This window comes from Longimicrobium sp. (genome assembly GCF_036280135.1).
GTDB lineage: Bacteria > Gemmatimonadota > Gemmatimonadetes > Longimicrobiales > Longimicrobiaceae > Longimicrobium.
Genome location: NZ_DASURI010000485.1, coordinates 1 through 3,445 on the forward strand (window position 1 = coordinate 1; position 3,445 = coordinate 3,445).

Annotated in this window: 2 protein-coding genes and 1 pseudogene; 2 read left to right on the forward strand and 1 reads right to left on the reverse strand. The window is 75.2% G+C overall.

All coding sequences use genetic code 11. From position 1 onward, the window contains the following. Positions 1-439, reverse strand: a pseudogene (locus VFZ20_RS15730) (hypothetical protein); the annotation flags it as partial. A 325-nt stretch (positions 440-764) separates the two neighbouring features. Here VFZ20_RS15730 and VFZ20_RS15735 point away from each other — a divergent pair. Both VFZ20_RS15735 and VFZ20_RS15740 read left to right on the forward strand, forming a co-directional pair. Beyond that, positions 765-2,525, forward strand: a complete 1,761-nt coding sequence (locus tag VFZ20_RS15735) for a sensor histidine kinase (protein WP_329684862.1) — start codon at positions 765-767, stop codon at positions 2,523-2,525. A 382-nt stretch (positions 2,526-2,907) separates the two neighbouring features. Further along, positions 2,908-3,114 (forward strand): hypothetical protein, encoded by a 207-nt coding sequence (locus VFZ20_RS15740; RefSeq protein WP_329684863.1) that lies wholly within the window; start codon positions 2,908-2,910, stop codon positions 3,112-3,114. Positions 3,115-3,445 lie beyond the last annotated feature (331 nt).

The following is a 3,445-nucleotide window of genomic DNA, read 5'->3' on the forward strand; positions in this document are numbered from 1 at the left end:
CCGCTTTCCGGGCCCCGTCCGCCGTGCCCGTGAACGCGGCGGCCAGGGACAGGACGCCTTGCAGGTCCGCCGTGGGGTCGCCGGGGCGGACGGGCACCACCCGCGGAAGGGCGGCCCCGTCGCCGGCCGGCGCCTCCCCGCGGCGGGGAGCGGGTCCGCCCGCGGGACGGCTGCGCGCGCCCCGCTCACCCGCGCTGCGGAGAGCGGCCACGGCCGTTCCTGGGCCGGCGTGCAGGCGCGCCGGCAAGGCGGGTGCGCGGTCCGCCTGGAAGATCACCAGGAAGGTGGCCGTCTCCACCGATTGCGGCGGGTGATACGGACGCCCCGGAACGGACGCGATGCCGGCGGCGATCGCCACGTGCGCCGCCACGGCCGCGGAGGCGGCCCACGGCTGCAGCCACGCTGGCCGTCCCTCCGCCCCGCCGATCTTCTGGAACACTGTGCCCTCCCGTCACCCGGATTTCCTCGCGGCATCGCGCCGCCGCACGAGCCAAGCGTACGCGCTGCGGAAGTCGCGCGCTTGCACGAAGTTGCCCGTCTCCAAAAACCGGGGCGACTCCTCCCTTCCTGCGCGAAATGGCTTATATTGAGTGAGTAGTATTGCGGATTGACACGTTCACGCCCACGACGTGAACCTTTGATCCAGCGTCGGCAGGATGGCCCCGTTTTCGTGCGATGGCGCGCGACGCATCGCGGCAGGAGAAGCCATGCACATACTCTTTGTCGAGGGCTCCGCGGACTCCCACCGGGAGGAAAGGCCGACCGTGTCCGCCGGAGAGGCGATCGCGCGTCTGCGGGACGCGGATCCCCCGTTCCGCGCCGTGGTCATTCCCGTGCGCCCCGGCGGCGAGGGGGTGGAGCTCGTGCGCCGGGCCCGCGCCATCTCCCCCGCTACCGCCGTCGTGGCCCTGCTGTACGGCGATGCGCGGAGGGCGGCGCTGGCGGCCCTGTCGGCGGGCGCGGACGGCTGTCTACCCGCGTGCGACGCGGACCCGCGGCGGCTGGCCGCGGCCGCCGGGGTGGCGGTGTGCCGGTCCCGGTCACGTCGGGCCCGCTTTGCCCGGCGTCTGCGCGTGCTGCACGTGGCGGACGCGGCCAGCACGGCGGCCCTGCGCCGGCACCTGGAGACGCGCGCGCCTCACCTGCGTCTGGCGCTGGCGCCCCAGGGGCCGGCCGTGGCGGGGGCGGCCCGCAGAGCGTGGTGGGACGTGCTGCTGCTGGACCGCGAGGCCTGGCCGGTGGAGGTGATGGACGCGCTGCGGGAGGCGGGGGAGCGGCCGGTGGTGCTCGTCGTCTCGCCGGGGGAGGAGGAGGCCGGGGTGCAGGCGCTGCGCCTGGGCGCCGCGGGGCTGGTCGTCCGGGGTCCCGGGTGGCTGGAGCAGGTTTCCGGAGTGCTGGAGCAGGCGTTGGCGCAGTTCCAGGATCGGCGCGCACGGGCGGAGGCGCTGCGGCGCCTGCCGCCCGCGTCCCATCCGCCGACCGACCGCATGATCGGCAACCGGGTCACCCGCGCGGAGAGGCCCCGCAGGGAGGACCCCCCGCGGCGGAACGGGTGGTGCGGCGAAGTCGCCGCGGCGGGAGGTGTGGGGGACGGGAGCCTGGAGTCGGAGGCGTTTCTCGCCCACCCCGCGCTCCCCCTCCCGACGGATGAAGGGGATGACGAGCGCGACGGCCTCCCGGGCTACGTCCAGTGGGCGATGTACGAGACGCTGGCGCACCTGGAGGGAGGCATGGCCCGGGTGGAGCCGGGGCCCGGGGCCGTTCACGATGACGTCGGCATCCGCGGGTGGAGGGATGAGGGGGACCGGCCGCGGGGGACGAGCCCCGGCGCCACGGAACGGAGGCGGATCAAGGCCGCGCTGCGCCGTAGCCGGGCGGAGTCGTGGTTGGCCGGCCGGGTGCTGACCGCGCACGAGGAGGAGCGCCGCCGCATCGCCCGCGAGCTGCATGACGACCTGAGCCAACGGGTGGCGGCGCTCGGGATCGGCATCAGCCGCCTGACCGCGTCGGAAGGGGAGGCAGCCGCGCAGGCCGCGCGGCTGCACGCGGAGGTGGGGGACCTGGCGGAGCGCATCCGCACGCTGTCCCACCGCATGCACCCCGCCCTGCTGGAGCACGCCGGTCTCGTGTCGGCCCTGAGCGCCGTCTGCGACGAGACGCAGCGGGCGGACGGGATCCGGGTCGCGTTCACGGCGGCCTGCGCGGACACGCAGATTCCGGCGAACGTGGCCATCGTGGCCTACCGCGTGGCGCAGGAAGGGCTGCGGAACGTGGTGCGCCACGCCGGCGTGGGACAGGCGCGGATCACGGTCGCGTGTGTGGGTGGCGCTCTCGAGCTGGTGGTGGCGGACCACGGCGCGGGGTTCGATCCCGCCCGCGCGCCGTGGGGGCTGGGGCTGGTGAGCATGGCGGAGCGCGCGCACCTGCTGGGCGGTGACTTTCACGTCGTGTCCGTGCCGGGCGGGGGGACCGAGCTGCGCGCGCGCCTGCCGCTGGGCGACCCGGCGAAGCAAGCGCCCGGCTGATCCGCTCCAGGTGCCCGGTGTCCGCCGCGGCGGACGGGGAGACCGCCCTCCCATCCGTGTTCCCCGAATGACGACGGGAGACCGGCCCTCTTCCGTTTCTCCGCATCCGTCTCTCCCTTCCTCACGCTCTCCCCCCGCATCGACCTTCATTGGCGGCCGGCAGCACGGCGCGCCAGCGCGGGCGACTTCCTCCCCGGCTCGACCCCGCGACGCACCTTCCCCCCAGGACGGTCTCCCGCCCCGTCTTCCTCCACGGTCAAGTTCGTCCAATCTTTTTGACACCTTTCCGGCGAGATTTTGCCGTACGCCCGCGACTCCACCGCATCGCAGCGCGCGGTGGCGGATCGCGACGAGCAGATACCCCAGGGCAGGGGAGGGCCGGATGAGTGTCTTTCTCAGGATGCCGCGCGAGTTCCTGTGCGGATCGTACTACGGCTCCAGCGACGTGGAGGGCGATGCCCACGAGGCGCTGCTGCAAGCGGCGCAGTGCTTTCTGCCCGGCTCGCGCGTGCGGCCGGACGGCAGCGTGGTCCGCCGCCGGCGGGGACGGCCCCGCCGGTGTTCCGACTCCGCGACGGGCGGAGACTGAGCGATGGGCGCGAAGGCGCGCGTGGCCCCGGGGCGGGTGCGCTACCGCCCCGGAGGAGACACGCAGGAGTCGATGGAGCGCTGGTGGGTACGGGTCGCGCGCGTTCTCGCCTTCCCGGGAACCAGCCCGCCGCTCGCCCGGGCGGCCGGGGCCCCGGACCGGCCGGGCGCCGCGGCGGTCCGTACGCCGTCCCGCTGAGGGAGGCCTCCATGCGAGCACTTACGTGGCAGGATGGGCGTGCTTCCGCCGGCGCGGGGCGGTTCGCGCGGCCGGGCGGGACCGGGGCGCCGCCACGCCGGACCCGGGCGGACACCGGCGAGGCCGCCTACCT

What these genes read in the sequence shown, in the direction of transcription:
- VFZ20_RS15740 (WP_329684863.1), top strand. Translation starts at nt 2,908, where the DNA reads ATGAGTGTCTTTCTCAGGATGCCGCGCGAGTTCCTGTGCGGATCGTAC.